Origin of the sequence: Pseudonocardia aurantiaca, from assembly GCF_039526725.1 — a bacterium.
GTDB classification, from domain to species: domain Bacteria; phylum Actinomycetota; class Actinomycetes; order Mycobacteriales; family Pseudonocardiaceae; genus Pseudonocardia; species Pseudonocardia aurantiaca.
In genome coordinates this window covers 312,667-332,505 of the sequence record NZ_BAAAJG010000027.1, presented here as the reverse complement: position 1 = coordinate 332,505, position 19,839 = coordinate 312,667, and the positions used below count along the sequence as shown (strand labels likewise).

The window sequence follows — 19,839 nt, the reverse complement described above, 5'->3', positions numbered from 1 at the left end:
GCTAGGAGCCGGCCGACCCGGCCTGCTTCTCGAAACCTGCTCAACCCACGGGCCGCGTGAAGCGGCGGACCAGACAGCCGGGGATGACGGCCAGGTTGTCGTGGCCCGCCCGCTCGCGGTAGGCCGTCGGGCTCTCGCCGACGAACCGCCGGAACTGGGTGCTGAACGACCCGAGGCTGGAGAACCCGACGGCGAGGCAGACCTCGGTGACGGGCAGCTCGCCGGCGCGCAGCAGTGCCTTGGCTCGCTCTATTCGCCTGCGCAGCAGGTACTGGTGGGGCGTCTCGCCGAACGCAGCCTTGAACGAGCGACTGAAGTACGCCGGGGAGACGTGGGCACTGCGGGCGAGCGCGGGCACGTCGAGCGTCGCCGCATAGGCCCGGTCGATCAAGTCTCGCACCCGCAGCAGGTGCCGGGAGAGCAGGATCGCCTGGGCGGCCGCCACCCGGTTACCGTACCCGGACCGGGCTCCGCCGCTCACAGGTCGTAGAACGGCTTCGCGTACCGGAAACGCCCGGTCAGGCCGGGGCGGTACCGCGTGAGCCGCCTGGCCTGGAAGTCCGGCGCCCACTCCGACACTTCAGGCTCGATGCCGAGGTCGGCGGCGGGCACGAACCCGAATCGCGGGTAGTAGGTGCGGTGCCCGAGCAGCACGACGAGGGGCTCGTCGAGCGCGTCGGCGGCCGCGAGCACGGCGTGCATCAACGCGCTGCCGACGCCGTGGCGTTGGTATTGCGTCCGCACCCCCAGCGGACCAAGGCCGAGCACCGGCTGCCCGCCGGGCAAGAGCGTCGCCCGCGTGCAGCAGACGTGCCCGGCGACCGTCCCGTCGATCTCGGCGACCAGCGACAGCGCCCCGATCCAGGCGTCGCTGCCGCGCAGCGCGTCGACGAGGCCCGGCTCGACGGGATGCCCGTCGGGATACAGGGCCGCGAACGCGTCGGTGTGCACGTCGCTGATCGGGCGCTCGTCGCCGGGCTTCTCACGTCTGATGATCACGGGGCATACCGAACACTCTGGCGCGGCCCTCGGACAACGGGTTTGACCCGGGCGTCAGCCGTCCTCGTCCGGCACAGCGCGAGCGGCGGCGATCACCCGCGTGAGCGCGGCGTGCAGATCCTCCAGCTCGGGGATGGGCATGCCGAGGCGCGCCACGACGGCGGGCGGCACGGCCTCCGCCTGCGCGCGCAGCGCCCGGCCGGCGTCGGTCAGCGTGACGGCCAGCGTTCGCTCGTCGGAGCGGACCCGGCCCCGCTCGATCAGCCCCGCCGCCTCGAGCCGCTTGAGCAGCGGCGACAGCGTGCCCGGGTCGAGCGCGAGCGCGCCGCTCAGATCCTTGACCGACCGCGGCGAGCGTTCCCACAACGCGAGCATCACCAGGTACTGCGGGTGCGTGAGGCCCATCGGCTCCAGCAGCGGGCGGTAGACCGCCACCACGCTGCGCGCCGCGATGGACAGGGCGAAGCAGACCTGCCGGTCGAGCTGCAGCGGGTCGATCGGCAGTGGCTCGCTGGGTAGGGCGTCGGCCGGCGAGGGGTCGACTGCGTCACGGGTGGCGTTTCCGGGCATGACAACAGGGTACCGTTGGTGCAGTGACTATTGGCGTACCAAGTGTTGGGGGACAGGAGATGCCAGCGGACGTGCGTCGGCCCGGGCCCTTCCGGTGGCTCCTCTACGCCTTCGGGCGCCCGCTCCCGCTGGCGTACCGCGAGTGGGTGCTGCACGACGTCACCGCCCCCACGTGGGTGCTGCGGCACGTGCTCCGCACCACCGTCCAGCTCCTGCCGGTGGCTGTGCTGCTCTTCGTGCTGATCCCCGGCCCGGCCTGGGTCCGCGGGTGCTCGCTGCTCGCCGGGCTGCTGCTCGGCTACTTCTACTCCTTCGCCTACATGTACGAGACCACGGAGCACCGGGCGATGAAGGCCGGGTACCCACGGGGCACCGCGGCAGCCACCCGCGGGCAGGAAGGCGAGGCCGAGCGCGCGGAGCAGGCCCGCCGCTACGAGCAGCGGTGGCGCCGGAACGAGGGCTGACGGGACACGACGCTCCCGTCGGCGCGGCGGTGGCCCCTCGCCCGACCTCGTCGGGGTGAACGGGCTGGTCACCGACGGCCGCTCGGCGCTCCCTGGGATCCCTCATCAGGACATCGCCTCACTCCTTCTGCCGGTTCCACCTTCGCCACGAGCGGCCGGTTCGGATTTTGACACTGTCGCGACCACCGGACATGTCGATTGGGGCCGCTCCCGTTCGTAGCCCTGGTGAGAGACCGGCACCGAGCCGGTCGTCAACCACAGGAGTCCACGATGACCGCCACCAACACCGCCGTCCCCAGCGTCACGACGAAGACCGGCTCGCTCACCGGGACCGGTGTCGCTGCCGCAGTCCTCGCGAGCGGCGCCACCAGTGCCGTCGCCGCCGCGGGCCATGCGGCGGGGATCAGCCTCGACGTGTGGGGCGAACCGATCGCGATCCTCGGGTTCGCCGTGCTGACCGCCTGGTTCTCGCTGGTCGGTCTGGCCCTCGCTGCTGTCCTGTCCCGCACGGCGCGGCGCCCGCGCAGCACCTTCATCCGGACCACGGTGGTGCTCACCGTGCTGTCACTCGTGCCGGACGTGATCGTGGACGCCGCCCCGGTCACCAAGGCGCTGCTGATGTTGACCCACGTGGTCGCCGCCGCGATCGTCATCCCCGCCGTCGCGCGCCGGCTCCCCGCCTGACATCTGCCCATCCGTCACTCACCAGGAGGAACGCGATGCAGTACCTGCTTGCCGTGCACACCGTCGAGGGCGATCCGATGCCGTCGACCGAGGACATGCAGACCCAGTTCGCCCGGGTCGATGTGGTCAACGCGGAGTTGCAGTTCGCGGGGGCCTGGGTCTTCGGCGGAGGACTGCGCCCGCCGGACAGTGCCACCGTCGTCCGGGTCGAGGGCGGCAGGACCACCGTGACCGACGGACCGTTCGCCGAGACGAAGGAGCAGCTCGGCGGGTTCTGGGTCATTCGGTGCGACGACCTCGACCAGGCGCTCGTCTGGGCCGAGAAGTGCGCAGAGGCGTGTCTGCAGCCGGTCGAGGTACGGCCCTTCGACGACGAGCCCCAGGCCTGAGCCCGAAATCAGGGGAACCGACATGGACATGGCGAGCGTCTACCAGGCGGAGTACGGCCGTTGCGTGGCGACGCTCGTCCGCCTCCTCGGCGACATCGGCCTCGCCGAGGAAGCCGTCCAGGACGCGTTTGCGGTGGCCCTGGAGAAGTGGGCCCTGCCGAACGGGGATGGGCTGCCGCCCAACCCCGGCGCCTGGATCGTCACCACCGCCCGCAACCGGGCGATCGACCGGCTGCGCCGGGAATCGACGCGCGAGGCTCGCCAGGCCCAGGCCCTGCTGCTGCACCAACCCGACGAGCCCACGGAGGTGGGACCGGTGCGCGACGACCAGCTCCGGCTGATCTTCACCTGCTGCCACCCGGCGCTCTCACCGCTTGCGCAGACCGCGCTCACCCTGCGCCTGCTCGGTGGGCTCGAGGTGCCGGAGATCGCCCGGGCCTACCTCGTACCCGAGGCGACCATCGCCCAGCGGATCGTGCGTGCCAAGAAGAAGATCCGCGACGCCGCCATCCCCTACCGAGTACCTGACGCCGCCGAGCTGCCCGACCGGCTACCTCCCGTGCTGACCGTGCTCTACCTGATCTTCAACGAGGGCTACACCTCGACGTCCGGGACGCTGGTGCGGACCGACCTGTGCCTGGAGGCGGTCCGCCTGGGCAGGGCGCTCGCCGCGTTGATGCCCGACGAGCCGGAGGTACTCGGGCTGCTCGCCCTGCTGCTGCTCACCGAAGCCCGCCGGCCGGCGCGGGTGGGGCCCTCGGGTGAGCTCGTGACCCTCGCCGAGCAGGACCGCTCACGCTGGGACCGGGACCTGATCCGCGAAGGCCACGAACTCGTCCGCCGCTGCCTGCGCCGGGACCGGCCCGGCCCCTACCAGCTCCAGGCCGCCATCAACGCCGTGCACACCGACGGACCCGCCACCGACTGGGACCAGGTGCTGGCCCTCTACGACCAGCTCCTCCTCCACGCCCCGACGCCCGTCGTCGCGCTCAACCGGGCCGTCGCCGTCGCCGAGGTGCACGGGCCCGCGCCGGCCCTCGCCGCGATCGCGGACCTGGACCTGCCGGGCTACCACCTGCTCCCCGCAACCCGGGCCGACCTGCTGACCCGGCTCGGACGGATCGCAGAAGCCCTCGCCGCCTACGACGAGGCGATCGCACTGGCCACCAACCAGACCGAGCGGACCTTCCTGCATCACCGCCGCGCCGGCCTCGAGCCGGGGCCCGCCACTTGACAGGCGCATCAGCGATCGTGGGCAAGCCGGATCCGGCTCGTCCCCACGGCGAGCACGACGAACAGACCCGCCCCCACGATGCCGAGCAGGTGGAGGCTGCCGGTGAAGGCCTCGTGCGCTGCTTGCAGGAGACGCGCGCCGTCCCCGGCCGGCAGCTCCCCCGCCGCGGCGGCCGCACCGCTGACCGTCTCCCGCGCCTGGCCGAGTACGCCCCTCGCCTGCTCCGGGACGACGGTATCCATCCGGAGGCGGTACGCCGCCGTGGCGAGGGTGCCGAGCAGGGCGAGGCCGAGTGCGCCGCCGATGTAGTTACCCGTCTCCGCGAGCGACGCCGCGGCGCCGGCCCGTCCGACGGGCACCGTACCCACGATGTACCCGGTGCCCAGCGCGAACAGTGGTCCGGTGCCGATCGCGAGCACCGTGATGGCGACGACGGCCGTGACAGGGCCGCCCTCGCTCGGCACGAGCACGAGCAGCGCGGACCCGAGGGCCGCGACCACGAGGCCGCCCGAGACCGCCGCCGGCGCCGCGACGCGGCGGACCAGGGCCGGGGTCAGCATCGTCCCGGCCGCGACGCCGAGGCCCATCGGCGCGAACCAGGCCGCGGCCGCGACGGGCGGGTAGCCGAGCACGGACTGCAGGTACTGCGTGACCTGCATCCCGACGCCCGCCATCGCGATCCCGGCGCCGACCAGCGCGCCGAGGACGATGCTGACGCGGCTCAGCCGGAACAGGCCCAGGTCGAGCAGCGGGCGCTCCATCCGCAGCTGGCGTCGCACGAACAGCGCGCCGACCGCGCCACCGACCACCAGGGCCGTGACGGCGACACCGGCCGCGGCCGTGCCGGTCGCGAGGGCCTTGACGCCGTAGACGGCCGACAGCACGGCCACCAGCGACATCGCGACGCTGACGAGATCGAGGCGGCCAGGCTCGCCGCTCGCGCACTCGGGCAGCACGAACGGCCCGACCACGAGCAGGACCACCATCACCGGCACCGCGAGCAGGAACACGCTCCCCCACCAGAAGTGGTCGATCAGCACGCCGCCCACCACCGGGCCAAGCGCGGCGCCCGAGAACTGGCAGGTCGCCCAGATCGAGATCGCGAGGCCGCGCTCAGGGCCGTCCCGGAACATCGTGGTGATCAGCGCAAGGGTCGACGGCATCAGGGTGGCGCCCGCGATCCCGAGCAGGGCCCGGGACGCGATCAGCATCTCGGGACTGACCGAGTAGGCCGCCACCACCGAGGTCACCGCGAACACCAGCCCGCCGGCGAACAGCAGCCGGCGCCTGCCGATGCGGTCGCCCAGCGTCCCCATCGTGAGGACGAGGCCGGCGAGCACGAAGCCGTAGATGTCGGTGATCCACAGCTGCTCCACGGCGGAGGCGCCGAGGTCGTGTGTGAGGTGGGGCAGCGCGAGGAACAGGACGTTGATGTCCACGGCGCTGAGCAGGGTCGGCAGCGCGAGAACCGCGAGCCCCCACCAGGCCGACCTGCTCGTCTCCGTGCGCGTCGCCATGTGCGACCTCCGTTGTCGAGGGACCCGAACGGTCCCGTGCGACAACAGGTCGAACCCGAACGCGCGCTCTCGACATCGGACCCGGGAGGCCCGCGAATCACCCCTTGGGCTGCAGCACGAAGTCGTACTCCGCCACGAGGAACGGCGACGCGGACTCGCCGCCGTCAGGCGTCGGGCCCGGCTCCCGCTCGGTGAACGCGACCACCAGCTCCTGCTTGGTGCCGAACACGACGTCGCTGTCGAGGTAGTCGGCGCCCTCCTGGAACAGGTGCGTGATGAGAGGCTCGTAGCCGGGCTCGTCGATCAGGAAGTGGATGTGCGCCGGGCGGAATTGGCTGATGTCGGTGCGGTCGATCAGCTCGCCGACCGGACCGTCCATGGGGATGCTGTAGCCGAGCGGCGCGATCGTGCGCACGCAGTACGTCCCGTCCTCGCGCGTCGTGTACTTCGCGCGCAGCCGCGCCTCGTCCGCCTCCGCGACCTGGCTCTCGTAGAGGCCGTCGGTGTCGGCCTGCCAGACGTCGAGCACCGCCCCGCCGACCGGCTTCCCGTCGAGGTCGCGCACGGTGCCGTGGACGAACAGCGGGGTGCCCGGCAGACCGTCGGACATGTCGCCGCCGAACTCCAGGCCGGGCGAGCCCGGGATGTGGAACGGGCCGAGCACGGTAGCCGGGGTAGCGGCGGGGTCGAGGCGGTGGTTCATCTGCACCACCAGCATCGACAGCCCGAGCACGTCGGAGGCCAGGATGAACTCCTCGCGCTTGTCGTCGCAGACCTGCCCGGTGCGGGTGAGCCACTGCACCGCGGCCATCCACTCGGCCTCGGTGAGCCGCACCTCGCGCGCGAACGCGTGCAGGTGCTTCACGAGCGCGCTCAGGACCTCGGCTGTGCGCGGGTCGTGCGCGGTCGCCCAGCGCGCCGCGGCGAGCTCGGTGATGTTGTCCTCGGTGGCGAGTTGCATCGTCAGCGCCCTCCAGTGAACTCGGCGCGCAGCAGGGCGGCGGCGCCTGCCATCGCGCGCATCTTGCCTTCCGCGGCCTCCCGCGGCAGGTACTTCATCCCGCAGTCCGGGGCGATCACGACCTGCTCCGGCGGCAGGTACCGGAACGCGCGCCGCACCCGCTCGGCCACGGTCTCCGGGGTCTCCACCTCCGGCGTCGACAGGTCGATCACGGCAGCAGCGGCAACGACGGGAGGGTCATGTGACCTCCTGGTCAGGGTGTGAGGACGATCCGGCAGGCGGCCTGGCCCGCGGCCTGCCGGGTCCACGCCTGCGCGGCGTCGTCGAGCGGCACCTGCTCGTGGGCGACGGTGAGCCGCCCGGCGACCGCCTCCTCGACGACACGGGTCAGGGCCTCGCGGCGCTCGGCAGGCGTCAGCTCGTTGTTGGTGTAGCCGAGCATCCGCAGCGAGCGGCTGCGGAGCGTCGACGAGTCGATCGGCGCCGTCTCGCCCGCGGAGCTTCCTAGGTTCACGAGCCGTCCGTGGGGGCGCAGCGTGCGCATCGCTGCGGCGGCAGGCACACCGAAGAGCGGGTCGAGCACCAGATCGACGGTACCCCCGGTCGCGGCGCGCATCCGATCGGCGAGCCCCTCGACGGTGTCGTCGGCGGTCAGCTCCACCACCGCGTCCGCGCCGAGCCGTACGGCTCGCTCGCGAGCCTCTGCGGACCGGGCTGCCGCAACCACGCGCTCGGCCCCGGCGATCCGCGCGAGCTGCACACCCGCCTGCCCAACGACTCCGCCCGCGCCGAGCACGAGCACCTGCTCGCCGGGCTCCAACTCGCCGCGCCAGGTCAGGGCCATCCACGCGGCCACGGCCGAGAGGCCCAGCGCGGCCACCAGCACCGGGTCGGCGTCGCGCGGGAGAGCCACCACGTCCGACTCGGGCACGGCAGCGGTGGCGCGCATGCTGCCGTCGCCCGGCTTCATGCCTGCCGAGGTGGCGAACCAGACGAGCGTGCCCGCCGGGATCGCGGCAGTGCCGCGCTCCACGACGCCGACGCCCTGCACGCCTGGCACGTACGGGGTCTGGGGGCGTCCGAAGTAGGACGTGCCGGACGCGCAGAGCAGGTCGAGCGGCGTGATCGGTGCCGCGCGCACGCCGACGAGCAGCTCGCCCTCGCCCGCGTCGGCCCGGGCGCGCTCGCCGAGCTGCGGCGCCTGCCCCGGCGCCTCGACGATGGCCGCGCGCATCGCGTTCACGGCCGATCCCCGGAGGGCCACGGGTCGGGCGGCACCGAGCGGTTGTTCAGGTCGACCGACAGGAAGATGTCGTTCGCGACCGGGTGGCGCAGCTCCTCGGCGAGCTGGCCGATGAGCCCCGCGGTGCGGGCGAGCAGCGCGAACCCGCGCAGCAACGGGAGCGGGAGGCCGAGGTCGGCCAGCGCCGCGCCGCAGACCCCTGCCCCGTTGAGCGGGAGCGTGCGCCCGAGCACCTGCGGGTGCACCCGTCCGATCGCGGCGAAGAGTTCCAGGTGCGGCCCGAACTGCCCCTCCTCCCTGGCGATCTGCATGAGCCGCGGCGTGCGCGGGTCGCCCTCCTTGTGCACGTGGTGCCCGAGCCCGGGGACGAACCGCTTCGCCTCCCGCTCGGCGCGCACGGTCTCGAGCGCGAGCGCGTCCCACCCGGCCTCGTCGGTGGGCGGCTCGGCCAGTCCCTCCAGCACGCCGTGCAGGAACCGGCCGCAGTCCTCCGTGACCCCGAGGAACCGGGAGCCGCCACCGAGCAGCCCGGCGGCGAGTGCGCCCTGGATCGAGTCGGGCGCGGACAGGTAGGTCAGGCGCGTGACGATCGCCGTGGGTGTGAAGCCGTGGTCGGCGAGCGCCGCGAGCACCGCCTCGAACACCCGCACCTGCCCCGGCGACGGACGTTCCTGCGTGGCGAGCCAGAACGCCAGCTCGCCGAAGCCGACCTCTCCCATCACGTCGGCGGCGAGGTCCTTGCCCAGCAGCGTGATCGACGTGGGGTCGGAGGCCCCGAGCGCGGTGGGGTACTCAGGCATGGGGGTCCTCGGGCGTCGTGAGCCACTTGCGCAGCTCGGCGCCGTGCTCGTCGAGCTGCGGTGGCGGGAGCCGGTACTGCACCGGGGTGGCGGAGAACCTGATCGGGTGGCGCGTGGTGGGGATGGCCCGCTCGCCCTCCCCGACCTCGACGATCGGGTCGAGCCCGAACCGCTCCGCCATCGCGAACCCGCCGTCGATCGTCTGGATCGGCCCGCACGGCACCCCGACGGCGACGAGCGCCTCGAACCACTCGGTGGCACCCCGCTGCCGGAGCCGCTCGACGAGGATCGGCCGCAGCTCCTCCCGGTTGGCAGTGCGGTCGGCGTTGCGGGCGAAGCGTGGGTCGTCGGCGACCCCGGGGACGCCGAGCACCTCGCACAGCCTGCGGAACTGGCCGTCGTTGGCGGCGGCCACGATGAGGTCGTCGTCCGCCGTGGGCAAAGGCTCGTACGGGAAGACGCTCGGGTGCGCATTGCCCATGCGGTAGGGCACCACCCCGCCCGCGACGAAGGCCGAGCTGTGGTTGACGAGCCCGGTGAGCGCCGAGGACAGGAGGTTGACCTCCACGTGCTGGCCCTGCCCGGTCAGGTCGCGGTGGCGCAGCGCGGCGAGGATCCCGATCACCGCGTGGTTCCCGGCCATCACGTCGAACACCGAGATGCCCGCGCGGTAGGCGGGGCCTGCCGGGTCGCCGGTGAGGCTCATGAGCCCGGACATCGCCTGCACCATGAGGTCGTAGCCGGGCACGTGAGCGCCCTCGCCGGAGCCGAACCCGCTGATGGAGGCGTATACGATCCCCGGGTTGGCCGCGCTGACCGACTCGAAGTCGAGCCCGAACTTCGCCAGCCCGCCGGGCTTGAAGTTCTGGATCAGGACGTCGGCCCGGCGGGCCAGCTCGCGGCCGAGCACGGCGTCGCCCTCGTCGCGCAGATCGAGCGCCAGCGACCGCTTCCCCCGGTTGATGCCGAGGTAGTAGGTGGACTCGCCCTCGCGCACCGGGGGCATCCAGGTGCGCGTCTCGTCGCCCTGCGGCCCCTCCACCTTGACGACCTCGGCGCCCAGGTCGGCGAGCAGCATCGTGGCGTACGGGCCGGCGAGCACGCGGGAGAAGTCGGCGACGAGCACCCCGGACAGTGGGCCGGGCAAACCTCCGTCGGCACCCGGCTGTCCGACTACCGGACGTTCGTCCGTCATACGGGCATCCTCACACATCGGCGATCGACAGTCACGCCGGTCGCACCACGTGCGGCACGGCGTCCAGGCGGGCGAAATCGGCGCTGATCTCCCCCGCGGCGTGCAACAGCAGGGGCAGGTGCTCGTGGACCAGCCGCTCCACCGGGGTCTCGGCAGCGTGCGTGTTGACGTTGATGCTCGCGACCACGCGGCCGGCGCCGTCGCGCAGCGGCGCGGCCACCGAACGGATCCCGAGCGCGAGCTGCTCGTCGGTGAGCGACCAGCCGCGCGCCCGCACCTCGCGTAGCTCCCCGTCGCGCTCGGCCCGATCCGGCTGCCAGCGCGCCTGCAGCCCGGAACGCGACGGCTCGGCGAGCACCTTCTCCAGCTCCGCGGGTGGCAGGGCCGCGAGCAGTACCTTGCCCAGCGACGTGGGCAGCGCCGGGAACCGCGTGCCGATCTGCACTGAGAGCCCGACGATCTTCGGTACCGCCACCCTGGCGACGTAGACGATGTCGGAGCCGTCGAGCTGCGCGATCGAGCACGACTCGTGCGTCCGCTCGACGAGCCGCTCCATGTGCGGGCGGGCCGCCTCCCACAGCCCTGTGGCGCGCACGTAGGCCACCCCGAGGTCCAGCACCCGCGGGGTGAGCGTGTGCCCGCCACCGTGCGACCGGACGTAGCCGAGCTCCTCGAGGGTGAGCAGGATCCGGCGCGCGGTGGGGCGGGCGAGGCCGGTGGCCGTGGCCACCTCGGTGAGCGACATCGCCTGCTGCCCCGGCCGGAACGCCGCGATCACCTCGAGGCCGCGCGCGAGCGCCTCGATGAAGTCCGGTCCGGTCCCGCTGCGCGGCATGGTTCGCTCCCAGCTCGACGTGGCCCCGGCCGGGCGGTACCGGAGCGCGGCGACAGCGTAACCACTGTCCGAAGAGCGGACAGCCTGAGGCGCGCCTGGGTCGGCCGCTGCGCTCGAGGAGCGGATTGACAGTGCAACGGCCCTGCACAAGAGTGACGCCGATCAAGTGACCGGTACACGGACGCATGTCCGCAAAGGAGCGACTGCGATGACCGACCCTCGCGACGTCGACGGCGAGCGCCCGGTGGTTCTGCGCGGTGGGCTGGTGCTCACGTTGGACGACGCGCACCGAGTGCTCCCCCGGGCCGACGTGCTGGTCGTCGGCGACCGGATCGCCGCGGTCGGCGGGAACCTGGACGTGCCCGCAGGGACCGTCGAGATCGACGCGTCCGGCGGGATCGTCATGCCGGGGATGATCGACACCCACCGGCACATGTGGCAGACGGCGATGCGCGGCTACGGCGCCGACTGGACCCTCACCCAGTACTTCGTCTGGTACTACCTGGAGTCGGGCAGGCACTTCCGGCCCCAGGACGTGCGGGCGGGCAACCTGCTCGCCGCGGTTGAGGCCATCGACGCCGGGGTCACCACCACCGTCGACTGGTCGCACGGGCTGCAGACCGTGGAGCACGCCGAGGCGGCCGTCGACGCGCTGCGGGCGGTGCCGGGCCGGTTCGTGCTCGCCTACGGCAACATCCAGCAGGCGCCGTGGGAATGGTCGACGTCGGCCGACTTCCAGGCCTTCGCCCGCCGCCTGCTCGACGCCGCCGACGACAAGCTCGGCTTCCAGCTCGCCTTCGACGTCACCGGCGACCCGGCGTTCCCGGAGAAGGCCGCCTACGAGGTGGCGCGCGAGCTCGGCGCGCCCGTCACCACGCACGCCGGCGTGTGGGGCGCCACCAACGACGACGGGATCCGGCTCGCCCACGAGGCCGGCTTCCTCGACGAGACCAGCGTGTTCGTCCACGCCGCCACGCTCACGGCCGACTCCTACCACCGCATCGCCGCCACCGGCGGCTCCGTCTCGGTCTCCACCGAGAGCGAGCAGAGCGCAGGCCAGGGCTACCCGCCCACGTGGGCGCTGCGCGCGCACGGCATCCCGGTGTCACTGTCGATGGACACGAGCGTGTGGTGGAGCGGGGACCTGTTCTCCGCCATGCGCACCACCCTCGGTGCCGACCGCTCCCGGGAGCATTTCGAGGCCCACGCCAAGGGCGAGACGATCACCCACTGCACGCTGCGGGCGGAGCAGGTGGTGGAGTGGGCCACTCGTGGCGGGGCGCGGGCACTGGGGCGCGACCGCGAGCTGGGCAGCCTCGAACCCGGCAAGAAGGCCGACGTCGTGCTCCTCAAGAACGACCGGTCCCCCGTGTCGTTCCCACTGCTCAACCCCTACGGGCACGTGGCGTTCCAGGCCCAGCGCGGGGACGTGCACACGGTGCTGGTGGACGGCCGGGTGGTCAAGCACGAGCACGCGCTGGTGGGCGTCGACCTCGCGGCCGTGCGACGTGATGTGGACGCGACCGTCGAGCACCTGCGGGCCACCCTCGGCGAGGAGGCGTGGGAGAAGGGGATGAACCCCGACATTCCCGAGACGACGATCCTCGACAACCCCTACACGTACACCGAGTACAGCAGCGCTGCCACGCACGGGCGATAGCCGGTGTTGTGATCGGCCCAGCTCCGCCATCCTGGAGGCTCTGGGGATCATCGGGGGAACCGCCATGTGAGCTGTGGTCGTCGGCGCGGGGATCGCGGGATGCTCACCCCGGCCGTGACCACGCCGGGCGGGCGTTACCGGTTCCGATGGTCCGAGGTCACGGCCCAGCTCCGGGAGCAGCGCGAGCGGGAGGACGTGGACGAGTAGCCACGCCCGATGTCTAGGCGACGGCGTGAGGTCGCGGTGCGGCGCGGGGTCTTCGCTGCGGGTCGATCCACGCGGGCGGGACGAACTCCGGTAGCCCATCGCGGATCCGCACGATCCACTCCGAGTGGTGCAGCAACCGATGATGCAGGCGGCACAACATCGCCAAGTTGTGCAGCGCGGTCGGCCCGCACTCCTGCCACCCGACGATGTGGTGCACCTCCGACCACGACGGCGGCCGCCCACAACCCGGGAACTCACACCCACCCCCGCGCGCAACTACCGCGCGGCGCAGCCCATCCGGGATCGTTCTCGTCAACCTGCCCACATCCAGCGGCTGACCCCTCCCGCCCAGCACCACCGGCACCACCGCCGCATCGCAAGCAAGCATCCGCAACGACTCCGGGGCGACCGTGCCACCGAAATCGAGCACCGCGGCCCGGCACCGGTTCTCCAGATCCTCCAACCGCACCAACACATTCAGATGCGGCCGCCCACCACCGGCGTGCGGCACGTCGCCGTGGTCCAGCACGAACCCGCACACCTCGGCCAGCGCTTCGGCCTGCCGCACCGCCGCACTCCGCTCGTCCTCACCGGTCAGTGGCTTGGCCTTCGCATCCACCACCGCCGCGATCGCATCGAACATGGCGGCGTCATCGAACCGGCCCTTCACCGTGCCGCCGGGGCGACCGCGGTGCCGGATCAGGTGCAACTCGTTCACCTGCGGCGGCGGCCGATCATCCGGCTCGACCCCGTCCTGATCCAACGCCTCTACCAAAGCGGTGCCCCACACCAGCAGCTCCGAAGGCGTGTACTCGTCGGCCTTGGCCGCGAGCTGGACCTCGGCCCCGGCCCACACCTCCGGGGCCAGCCGCTCGGCCGCAGGACTCCCCAGCACCCGAGCCACCACCTCGACATGCCGCAGCCCCGCCCGACCCGCCGCGAACACCTCCGCCGTGACCGGCAACCGAGCCGGAAGCCGCGAACCGTCCAAGCCGGTGCGCCGGCACACCTGCTCGGCGGCCACAACCCGCCGCCGGGCCTCGAACCGCTCCCACCCCAGCATGTCCCCCAACGCCCCCGCCGCCGACTTGTAACCCCGCTCGGCGAACACACCCCGCCGCTCCAGATCGGCCACCGCACCCACCACCACCCGGTCCAACCGCCGGGCCACGCCCTCGGAGACGGTCAGCACCGACAGCAACTCGTCATCCCCCGCGCCCGGCCCCGCAGCCGCGACCAGCGCGTCGACCGCCTCGACGAGGAGGCGGTGCGCGGCGGCAACGCGATCGGTGGACACGACCTTGATTCTACTCGAACAACTGTTCGAGTGAGTGTCATTTACCGCAGGTCAGCGCCCATTCGGCGCGAACAAGCAACTCTGTAAACGCCGCGCCCCTGACGGCTTCGGCCGGCTGGAGGACGTGATCGACGCCGCGGAGCTGGAGGCGGTAGTGAGCGGCTATGCCAAGGCGACGGGGGCGCGCAAGCCCTGACCAACGGAGTTACTCGGTTCTGCTGCCCACCGTGATGGTCCACGGCTGCAGCGGCTCGGAGCCGGGCGCCATCGCGACCGCGTCGCCGGTCAGGTTGACCAGCACCACACCGTCGAGGGCGCGGAAGGCCAGCAGCGGGACTGTGGGCGAGCGGCCGATCTCCACCGCACCGCTGGCCAGCCGCGGCACCAGCCATTGCCAGGCCTCCGTGAGCGGCGTCGGCATGCCGCCGTCGGGCTTGGTGCTGTCGGTCCACAGCGCGGCGTAGTCCAGGCCGTGGCCCTGCGGTCCCCACAGCAGCGCGGCCGAGACGCCCGACTCCGCGTAGGCGGCGACCGCGGCCAGGGTCGCGACGGCGCTCGCCGGGCTGTTCGGCCCGGCCTGCCCGGCGTCGGACTCCGGGACGTCGGGGTAGAACTCCGCCCACCAGACCGGCAGGTCGGTGCGCTCGCGGATCCACGCCGTCAGGTCGGCGAACTTCTGCGCGCCGAGGTCGACCTGCTCCGGCCGCGTGTCCTGCCTGGTGCTGGTGCCGCCGTCGACCACGAGGAAGTCGGCCCCCACGTTGTTCTGCAGCCAGTACTCCACGACGTCGAGCGCCCGCTGGTCGGCCACGCCCCACGTCCCGCTGACGGCCGACGAGTCCTCCGAACCGGGGTCGAGGCTGGTCAGCACGACGTAGGGGCCGCCGATCTGCACGTCCGGGCGCACGGCCTTCACCGCGGTGTACACCTGGTTGTAGAAGTCGGTGTAGCCCTCGTGGTCCCAGCGGTTCTCGTCGTGGTTGTAGAAACCCTTGAGCTCGTTCCACACGAGCACCCGGTCGATCTGCGGGTAGCGCTGCACCGCGACTGCCGACAGGCGGGCGTAGTCGTCGAAGAACTCCGGTTCGGGCTCGGTCTCCAGCCTCGACCAGTCGGTATCACCGGGCGCTCCGCCCTTCATCCAGTCCGGCGCGCAGCACAGCGTGAGGACCGTGCCGCCGTCGGTCTCCTCGGTGAGCTGCATGCGGCGGTCGAGGACGCTCCAGTCGTACTGGCCCGGCGACGGCTCCGGGTTGAGGGTGCCGAAGCCCATCAGGTGGTGGTTCTGCCAGATCCCGCCGTTGTCCGCGAGCACCTCGGTCCCGCGGGCGGTCGCCCCTCCGGGATCATCGGGGTCGAGGCTCTTCTGCGTGTGCGTGACGCCGAGCTCCAGCGGGTTCCGCTGCTGTTGCCAGATCCACTCGCCCGCCAGTTCGACCGGCGGCAGTGGCTCGGCGGACGGGGTCGACGAGGTGCCGTCGGGCGTCGGGCCGGAGCAGGCGACCAGCGCCGCGGCGAGCGCCGCGACGACGGCGACCAGGAGACGTGGAGAGCGCAACGGAAAGACCTCGGCTTGTCGGATGCTTGTCGGATCTGGGCGGTTTGGGAACATCTACCGAAACCCTGGCAGGCCGAGGCTGTGGCCCTGCTGAGAGGTCCGTGCCGATTCGCCCGAACTCCTCTCCTGTATGATCATCGGACGCTTTGTCCGGATCCTGACGTCGTGGCCGCAACACGACCGCCGCCGCAGCCAGGTGATCGGCTGCGGCGGCAGACGGGTGTGCCTTGGGTCGGCGCCAGGCTTCAGCCGGCGAGCCGGGAGCGGGAGCGCCACTGCGCGAGCAGGATGGCGGCGGCCGCTAGGGTCAGGTTCTCCATCGGCACCGCCGTCGCCCGCTGGATCGCGGTCATGAAGGGAAGGCTGCTCATCCCTGCTCAGTGGTGGACCCGGCGCGGCTGCGGTCGATGTGCGCGATGCCCGCGGAACCGTTGACCTGACCGTTGCTTGCCGGGTTGCTGCTCGCCGGTTTGCTGCGCCGGCCGCGCTCCAGAGGAGCCAGGGGGGCGTTGCCGAGGATGAGGTCGGCCGCCTTCTCGGCGATCATCATCGTCGGCGCCAGCGTGTTGGCGTTGGTCAGCGAGGGCATGACGGAGGCGTCGATGACCCGGAGCCCGTCGAGCCCGTGCACCCGCATGGTGTCGGGGTCGACGACGGCGCCCTCGTCGCGGCCCATGCGCGCGCTGCAGGCCAGGTGGTAGCCGGTGCGCCCGGTGCGCCGCACCCAGTCGACGATCTCCTCGTCGGTCTCGACACCGCGGCCGGGCAGCGTCTCGCCCGCGTCGAGGCGACGGAAGGCCGGCTGCGAGAGCAGGTCACGCGCCCGCCGGATGGCCTCCACCCAGCGCGCCTCGTCCTTCGAGCCGGACAGGAAGTTGATGACGATCTCGGGGTGCTCACGCGGGTCCCGCGAGACGATCTTCACGGTGCCGCGCGCGTCGGACTGCATCACGCCGACGTGCATCTGGTACCCGTGGGCACTCACCTCGACCGAGTCCTCGGCGCTGTGCATCGCGAGCGGCGCCAGCAGGAACATCACGTCGGGCTCGTCCTCGGCGTGGTCGCTCTTGACGAAACCGCCTGCCTGCATCGGGTTGCGGGTGCCCGGGCCCTTCCCGAACAGGACGGCGTCGAGCACGACGCCTGGCCACTTGGCCTTGTTGCGGATCGGGGACAGCGACACCGGCAGCGAGCACTTGTGCTGCACGTGGACGGCGAGGTGGTCCTGCAGAGACTCACCGACGCCGGGCAGGTGGTGGACCAGCGGGATCCCGACGGCCGCGAGGTGCTCCTGGTCTCCGACACCGGAGAGCTGCAGCAGCTGCGGGGTGCCGACCGCACCGCCGGAGAGGATCACCTCGGCGGCGCGAACCTCCTTCTCGGCGCCGTCCCGTCCGCGGTAGCGCACGCCCACCGCGCGGGTGCCCTCGAACACGACCTGGGTGGCCTGTGCGTGGCAGCGCACCGTGAGGTTGTCGCGCGCCTGCACCGGGTGCAGGTAGGCCTGCGCAGCCGACGCGCGCTTGCCCGCGTGCACGGCTTGGTCCAGCGGGGAGAAGCCCTCCTCGACATCGTCGTTGAAGTCGGGGACGACGGGGTAGCCGGCCTGCTCGGCGGCCTTGAAGAATGCGTCGAAGATCGGGCCCTCAGCGGGGCCGCGGTGCAGCGTCTGGGGGCCGGTGCGGCCGCGGGTGGTGCCCAGCGGCTCGTCGATGCACCCCTCGAGCCGCTCGAAGTACGGCAGACAGTTCGCGTAGCTCCACGAGGCCGAGCCGGCCTCGACGCCCCAGCGGTCGTAGTCGCCGCGCGCGCCGCGCTCGTAGATCATCCCGTTGATGCTGCTCGACCCGCCCAGCACCTTCCCCCGCGGATGGTGCAGCTTGCGCGCGCCGAGGCCGGGCTCCGCCTCGGATTCGTACATCCAGTCGTATCGGGGGTTGCCGACCGGGAACCCCATCGCCAGCGGGAGCTTCAGCCGGAGGTCCCACCAATAGTCAGGCGGCCCCGCCTCCAGGAGCAGCACCTGTGTGGACGGGTTCGCGCTCAACCGGTTGGCCAGGATGCAGCCCGCCGGACCTCCTCCCACGATCACGAAGTCGAAACCGGCTTCGGTCATCGTGCCCCTCACGCCCACCAACCCCCTGCCCGCGCGGACGCGGGCGATCACCTCTCGATCCACCTGTGCCCGGGTGGATCCGAGACCCGTCAGATAGCACCGAGGATGTCATCCGCGTCGGAGCATGCGGCGCCGGGGCCCGCCAGGCGATCTCGGGCGGCGGGAAAAGTGGTCCGTACCACGGGGTGCGGGAGCAGGGTGTCGTCGTCCCGGGCTGTTCACGCCCCGGAACCGCGGCGGGTCACCCGGAGAGGGGGCCGGGCGGACCGTCCGTCACCTCCCGCAAGATGATCGTCACATAGGCGTACCCGCCGACGGCGCCGGGATCGTGCGACCCCACTGCTCTGCGGGCAGCGGCGTGTTGCCGAGGATCATGTCGGCCGCCTTCTCGGCGATCATCATGACCGGGGCGTAGGTGTTGGAGTTCGGGAGCACCGGCATCACCGACGCGTCGACGACGCGGAGCCCCTCGATGCCGTGCACGCGCATGGTGCGGGGGTCGACCACGGCGTCGGCGTCGAGGCCCATCCGCGCGCTGCACGCCGGGTGCAGCCCGGTCTGCGCGACCCGCTGCACCCAGTCGATCACCTCGTCGTCGGACTGCGTCCCGGGCCCGGGCAGGATCTCGCCGGCGTCGTACGGTGCGAACGCGGGCTGCGCGAGCAGCTCCCTGCTCTGGCGTACCGCCGACAGCCATCGGTCGCGGTCGTTCTCGCCCGTCATGTAGTTGAACCGGATCGCCGGGTACTGGCGGGGGTACCTGGAGACGATCTCGACGGAGCCGCGCGCCTCGGACCGCATGACCCCCACGTGCAACTGGTAGCCGTGCGCCCGCGGGTCGAGCGCGCTCTCCTCGCTGTGCATGGCGATCGGGGCGAACATCATCATGAGGTCCGGGTAGGGCTCTGTCGCGCTGCTGCGCACGAACCCGACGCCCTGCATCGGGTTGTTGGCGCCCGGGCCGGTGCCGAACAGGAGCGACTGCGTGACGATCAGCGGCCAGTTGCGCTTGTTCTTCACCCCCACCGCCGACACCGGCTGGGAGGCCGCGTGCTGCATGTGCACGGCGAGGTGGTCCTGCAGGTTCTGCCCGACGCCCGGCAGGTGGTGCACCACCGGAATGCCGAGATGCTGGAGCCGACCGGCGTCGCCGACGCCGGAAAGCTGCAGGACCTGCGGGGTGTTGATCGCGCCGCCGCAGAGGATCACCTCACGCGCCCGCACCGTCGCCGGCGCGCCGTTCTCGCCGCGGTAGACGACACCGACCGCCCGGGTGCCGGCGAACTCGATCTGGGAGACCAGCGCTCGGCAGCGGACCTCGAGGTTGGGGCGCGAGCGGACCGGCTTCAGGTAGGCGTCGGCTGCCGACTCCCGCTTGCCGTGCCGGACGGCCTGGTCGAGCTGCGCGAAGCCCTCTTGCTCGACGTCGTTGACGTCGGGGACCACCTGGTAGCCCGCTTGGCTCGCCGCCGCGAAGAACGCGGCGAACAGCGGGCCTTCGGCGGGAGCGCGTTCGAGCGAGTGTGGGCCGTAGCGGCCCCGGGTGGTGCCGCCCGGCTCGTCGCGCCGGTTCTCGAGCTTGCGGAAGTAGGGCATGCAGTGCGCGGAGTCCCAGCTCTGCATCCCCGGCGCGGCGGCCCAGGCGTCGAAGTCGGCCGGGTTGCCGCGCTGGTAGACCATCCCGTTGATGCTGCTGGAGCCACCGAGGACCTTCCCCCGGGGCTGGCGCATCCGGCGAGACTGCATGCCGGGCTCCGGCTCGGTCTCGTAGCACCAGTCATGGGACGGGCTACCGACGGGGAAGCCCATCGCGATCGGCAGGTGGACCGCGAGGTCCCACCAGTGATCCGCGCGTCCCGCCTCCAGCACCAGCACGCTCGTCCGCGGGTCAGCGCTGAGCCGGTTCGCGAGCACGCTCCCGGCCGAACCGCCCCCGACGATGACGAAATCGAATTCCCCAGCGTTCATGGCACAACCTGACCTTGGATCGACCGACAGAGTGAGGCTTGCACCGCTGACAACGCTCCGGGTCCGTTTCGGTTCTGCCGACGTCGCCTGGAACACTCTATCGGGGACGCAACGGCTATTGCGGGCGGGTGGTCCTCTCGCG

The 19,839-nt window shown here is 72.1% G+C and carries 20 protein-coding genes; 6 read left to right on the top strand and 14 right to left on the bottom strand.

Going from position 1 to position 19,839, the window contains the following annotated elements:
• Positions 1-40: 40 nt before the first annotated feature.
• From ABD143_RS34520 to ABD143_RS34510, 3 genes are read right to left on the bottom strand one after another with little or no spacing between them, the layout of a single operon-like run.
• Positions 41-445 (bottom strand): helix-turn-helix transcriptional regulator, encoded by a 405-nt coding sequence (locus ABD143_RS34520; protein WP_379659903.1) that lies wholly within the window; start codon positions 443-445, stop codon positions 41-43.
• 32 nt (positions 446-477) lie between these two features.
• Positions 478-999: a GNAT family N-acetyltransferase gene (locus ABD143_RS34515; RefSeq protein WP_343986733.1), complete on the bottom strand. Its 522-nt coding sequence runs from the start codon at positions 997-999 to the stop codon at positions 478-480.
• 54 nt (positions 1,000-1,053) lie between these two features.
• Positions 1,054-1,569 carry a MarR family winged helix-turn-helix transcriptional regulator gene (locus tag ABD143_RS34510; RefSeq protein ID WP_343986730.1) on the bottom strand — a complete coding sequence of 172 codons (516 nt, stop codon included), beginning with the start codon at positions 1,567-1,569 and terminating at the stop codon, positions 1,054-1,056.
• 59 nt (positions 1,570-1,628) lie between these two features.
• Here ABD143_RS34510 and ABD143_RS34505 point away from each other — a divergent pair, with 59 nt between their 5' ends.
• From ABD143_RS34505 to ABD143_RS34490, 4 genes are all read left to right on the top strand, one after another.
• Positions 1,629-2,033 carry a DUF5313 family protein gene (locus ABD143_RS34505; RefSeq protein ID WP_343986727.1) on the top strand — a complete coding sequence of 135 codons (405 nt, stop codon included), beginning with the start codon at positions 1,629-1,631 and terminating at the stop codon, positions 2,031-2,033.
• Positions 2,034-2,303: 270 nt separating this feature from the next.
• On the top strand, positions 2,304-2,717 hold the full coding sequence (locus ABD143_RS34500) for a DUF6069 family protein (RefSeq protein WP_343986724.1): 414 nt from the start codon (positions 2,304-2,306) through the stop codon (positions 2,715-2,717).
• Positions 2,718-2,752: 35 nt separating this feature from the next.
• Positions 2,753-3,106, top strand: a complete 354-nt coding sequence (locus ABD143_RS34495; RefSeq protein WP_343986721.1) for a YciI family protein — start codon at positions 2,753-2,755, stop codon at positions 3,104-3,106.
• A gap of 22 nt (positions 3,107-3,128) precedes the next feature.
• The gene (locus ABD143_RS34490) at positions 3,129-4,340 is read left to right on the top strand and encodes an RNA polymerase sigma factor (protein WP_343986717.1); all 1,212 of its coding nucleotides are present in this window, start codon (positions 3,129-3,131) and stop codon (positions 4,338-4,340) included.
• Positions 4,341-4,348: 8 nt separating this feature from the next.
• Here the strand turns inward: ABD143_RS34490 and ABD143_RS34485 are convergent, their stop codons facing one another.
• The 7 genes from ABD143_RS34485 to ABD143_RS34455 all read right to left on the bottom strand — a co-directional run bounded on the left by ABD143_RS34485 (position 4,349) and on the right by ABD143_RS34455 (position 10,891).
• Entirely contained in the window at positions 4,349-5,857 is a 1,509-nt protein-coding gene (locus ABD143_RS34485) for an MFS transporter (RefSeq protein WP_343986714.1), read from the bottom strand.
• Positions 5,858-5,954: 97 nt separating this feature from the next.
• Entirely contained in the window at positions 5,955-6,818 is an 864-nt protein-coding gene (locus ABD143_RS34480; protein ID WP_343986711.1) for a dioxygenase family protein, read from the bottom strand.
• Positions 6,819-6,820: 2 nt separating this feature from the next.
• A complete protein-coding gene (locus ABD143_RS34475) occupies positions 6,821-7,030 on the bottom strand; it encodes a hypothetical protein (protein ID WP_343986708.1) in 210 nt (69 codons plus the stop codon).
• Positions 7,031-7,071: 41 nt separating this feature from the next.
• Positions 7,072-8,052, bottom strand: a complete 981-nt coding sequence (locus tag ABD143_RS34470; RefSeq protein ID WP_343987194.1) for a quinone oxidoreductase family protein — start codon at positions 8,050-8,052, stop codon at positions 7,072-7,074.
• A gap of 5 nt (positions 8,053-8,057) precedes the next feature.
• Positions 8,058-8,861, bottom strand: a complete 804-nt coding sequence (locus ABD143_RS34465) for a citryl-CoA lyase (protein WP_343986705.1) — start codon at positions 8,859-8,861, stop codon at positions 8,058-8,060.
• On the bottom strand, positions 8,854-10,056 hold the full coding sequence (locus ABD143_RS34460) for a CaiB/BaiF CoA transferase family protein (RefSeq protein ID WP_343986702.1): 1,203 nt from the start codon (positions 10,054-10,056) through the stop codon (positions 8,854-8,856). The genes ABD143_RS34465 and ABD143_RS34460 overlap by 8 nt, the downstream gene beginning before the upstream one ends.
• 31 nt (positions 10,057-10,087) lie before the next feature.
• Positions 10,088-10,891 carry an IclR family transcriptional regulator domain-containing protein gene (locus ABD143_RS34455; protein WP_343986700.1) on the bottom strand — a complete coding sequence of 268 codons (804 nt, stop codon included), beginning with the start codon at positions 10,889-10,891 and terminating at the stop codon, positions 10,088-10,090.
• Between the two features lie 208 nt (positions 10,892-11,099).
• On the opposite strand from ABD143_RS34455, the gene ABD143_RS34450 reads away from it, so the two are divergent.
• The gene (locus ABD143_RS34450) at positions 11,100-12,551 is read left to right on the top strand and encodes an amidohydrolase family protein (RefSeq protein WP_343986698.1); all 1,452 of its coding nucleotides are present in this window, start codon (positions 11,100-11,102) and stop codon (positions 12,549-12,551) included.
• A 220-nt stretch (positions 12,552-12,771) separates the two neighbouring features.
• Here ABD143_RS34450 and ABD143_RS34445 read toward each other — a convergent pair whose 3' ends face one another.
• Positions 12,772-14,055 (bottom strand): HNH endonuclease signature motif containing protein, encoded by a 1,284-nt coding sequence (locus ABD143_RS34445; protein WP_343986695.1) that lies wholly within the window; start codon positions 14,053-14,055, stop codon positions 12,772-12,774.
• A gap of 34 nt (positions 14,056-14,089) precedes the next feature.
• On the opposite strand from ABD143_RS34445, the gene ABD143_RS34440 reads away from it, so the two are divergent.
• Entirely contained in the window at positions 14,090-14,251 is a 162-nt protein-coding gene (locus tag ABD143_RS34440; protein ID WP_343986692.1) for a hypothetical protein, read from the top strand.
• Between the two features lie 9 nt (positions 14,252-14,260).
• On the opposite strand, the gene ABD143_RS34435 is transcribed toward ABD143_RS34440, so the two are convergent.
• From ABD143_RS34435 to ABD143_RS34425, 3 genes are all read right to left on the bottom strand, one after another.
• Positions 14,261-15,613 (bottom strand): hypothetical protein, encoded by a 1,353-nt coding sequence (locus ABD143_RS34435; protein WP_343986690.1) that lies wholly within the window; start codon positions 15,611-15,613, stop codon positions 14,261-14,263.
• Positions 15,614-15,980: 367 nt separating this feature from the next.
• Positions 15,981-17,729, bottom strand: coding sequence for a choline dehydrogenase (locus ABD143_RS34430; protein ID WP_343986688.1), 1,749 nt, complete (start codon positions 17,727-17,729; stop codon positions 15,981-15,983).
• 294 nt (positions 17,730-18,023) lie between these two features.
• On the bottom strand, positions 18,024-19,697 hold the full coding sequence (locus tag ABD143_RS34425) for a choline dehydrogenase (RefSeq protein WP_343986684.1): 1,674 nt from the start codon (positions 19,695-19,697) through the stop codon (positions 18,024-18,026).
• Positions 19,698-19,839: the final 142 nt, after the last annotated feature.